This window comes from Stenotrophomonas sp. P5_A8, from assembly GCF_056400545.1.
Window position 1 is genome coordinate 1 of record NZ_JBFULB010000442.1, and the last position, 2,560, is coordinate 2,560.

3 protein-coding genes are annotated in these 2,560 nt (G+C 62.4%); all 3 read right to left on the reverse strand.

Features of this window, described 5'->3' with window-relative positions; genetic code table 11:
• On the reverse strand, nucleotides 1–895 hold an 895-nt coding region (locus AC1DQP_RS19325), incomplete at its 3' end, for an AMP-binding protein (protein WP_478052281.1).
• Nucleotide 896: 1 nt separating this feature from the next.
• Nucleotides 897–2,012 carry a homoserine dehydrogenase family protein gene (locus AC1DQP_RS19330; RefSeq protein ID WP_478052282.1) on the reverse strand — a complete coding sequence of 372 codons (1,116 nt, stop codon included), beginning with the start codon at nucleotides 2,010–2,012 and terminating at the stop codon, nucleotides 897–899.
• Nucleotides 2,009–2,560 (reverse strand): homoserine O-acetyltransferase family protein (locus AC1DQP_RS19335; RefSeq protein WP_478052283.1); only part of this gene is annotated, 552 nt, incomplete at its 5' end. The genes AC1DQP_RS19335 and AC1DQP_RS19330, both read right to left, overlap by 4 nt.

The following is a 2,560-nucleotide window of genomic DNA, read 5'->3' on the forward strand; positions in this document are numbered from 1 at the left end:
GCTGCGTGAAGCGTGCAATGGTATCGGCTCGGATCGGCTCGGCTCCGCAGAAGGCCACCTCCCAACAGGAAAGATCCAGCCCCTCAAGATCGTGCTCGGTCACTGCTTCTGCGGCGAGTTCATACAGGAAGTTGGGTCCGCCGCTGGTGGTGATCCGCAGCGAGGCAATCAACCCAAGCCAACGCTCTGGAAACTGGACCAGCTCCGCGGGCGGCACGAAGCTGGTGGTGCATCCCACATATACCGACTGCAGCACCCCGCCCACCAGGCCCATATCATGAAACAACGGCAGGCCGATAAGAATATTGGAGCGTTCCGAGGTGCCCATCGAAACGCGAATCGATTCACTGTTGTCGGCCAGATTGGCATGGCTCACCGCCACCCCTTTGGGGTCGCCAGTGGAGCCGGACGTGTACTGCAGGAAGGCAAGCTGCGCACCGTCAGTGGACCCCAGCACATCGCACTGGTCGCCATCAACGGGTACCGGCGCACTGCGCATATCCACCACATCCAATGCATGCTCCAACCCTGCAGCGGCCTGCAGCGCGTCATCGCCGTCGCAGACCATGGCCGACGCACCTGCATCGCGTGCCAGCAAGTACAAGCGGTCCGCCAGGTTCTTCCTGCGCGGCGGTGCTGTCGGAACCGCTACCGCACCGGCTAGCAGGCAGGCATGGAAGGCGACAACGAAGTGGTGCTCACTACGGCACACAAGCAGTACCCGTTCCCCTCTCCAGCCACGGCTTTGGAACTTTCGTGCCAGCGTGGTCGCTGCACGTACGAGCTCCCCATACGTCAACGTATGAGGAGTCGATACCCCCTGGATGAAACGATAAGCGACCCGCTCTGGTTGCTCGCGTCCGTGACGTAGCAGTAATTCGGGAAGAAACGTCATCTCAGTCGGCTCCGCGAAACGCGGCCGAAACGATGTCGCTCAGCACGCCTGCCGCGGTTATTTCGACACCCGCACCCGGTCCGCCAAGCGAGAGCGGCACCGTGTCCTGCAGTTCGGTGTGGATCACGATCCGGTTCTCCCCCGGAAGCATCTGGGCGTAGCTTGAGCTGGCAGAAACGCTCTGCAGGCCAATGCGTCCCCCATGGCGATCCACCTGCGCCATCACCACCAGACGCTCGGCGCGCGCCTCGGCTTCAGCCACCCGCTTCGCCCACGCTGCATCGTCTCCGCGCAGGCTGTCCACCAACAGCGGAATCTCGATGTGGTCGGATTCGGTCAGCGGCGATATAACAAGATCTTCCAACTCAAGCATGAAACCGGCTTCGCGAGCGAGCACCAGCAGCTTGCGACTCAGATCCACCGCACKCAGATCCTCAAGTGGGTTGGGCTCGGTATAGCCCATCTGCCTGGCGTTCTCGACCGCCGTGGAGAACGGGCACCCCTCGTGCAGCCGGTGCAGGATGTAGCTCAACGAGCCCGAAAGCACACCCTGGATGGAGGTGGCCTGCTCGCCACGCAGGCGCAGGTCACGCAATGGGCCAAGCAGCGGTATGGCGGCGCCTACCGTGGTCTCGTAGCAGTACGGAACGCGGTTTTCGCGTGAGAGCCGCTGCAACTCCCGGTAACTGTGCAGGTCACGAGCATTGGCCCGCTTGTTCGCCGCCACCACGCCAATGGAAGCAGCCAGTAGTGGCATGTAGAGGTCCGCGATCTCATCGCTCGCTGTACAGTCGATCACCATGGGGCGGTGCGCGCTGCCGCCGCGCAGATACTCCAGCAGCTGCGCCTGATCACCAGGCTTGCGCATCTGCATGTCCACTTCAATGTGCGCAGACGCCAGACCATCCTCATCGAACGCCAGGCCACGCCGGTCAAAGGCAGCGATCAGACGAAGATCCAGACCTTCGCCGCGAAGCGACGCAGCCTGCCTTGCCAGCTGCCGCCTAAACGCGCTGCCAACCTGGCCGCGGGCACCGATCAGCACGAGATCAACGCGATTTATGCGGTCTTCCCGGCATTCAGGCGCGACTGGAACGGCGGAAGCCTCAACATTCATGCGACATATCCTTCGGCGATTGTTTCTCCGGCGCGGCGGCGCTGGACCTCATGAAAACGCGTCAAGTGCGGCTCCAGCATTGCCGCGTCAATAAGAAAGCCGTCATGCCCTTGTTCGGAGTCGATCTCCACGTACTTAGCCTGCGACAACCCCTCGGCTATTTCGCGCTGTTCAGAAGGAGGATAGAGCCAGTCGCTACTGATGGAGATGACGATGGCCGGCTGACGGATGCCATTCAAGGCCGCCTCCACACCGCCACGTTTCCACCCGATGTCATGGCGGTCCATTGCATCGATCAGCGACAGGTACACATTTGCGTCGAATCGCCCGACGAAGTGCCTGCCATGGTGATGCAGCCACTCACGCACCGAATCGCTGCTGTGCCCCTCCTTACCGGACTGCGGCGCGACTGCCACGCCTGCGTGCCGCTGCTCGAACATCCGAGCGGACCGGTAGGTCATCATGGCGATGGCACGTGCTGCGCCCAGACCGGCAATCGGCGGCGCCTGGTCGGCGTAGTCACCCGCAAGAAAGGCGGGGTCTGAATG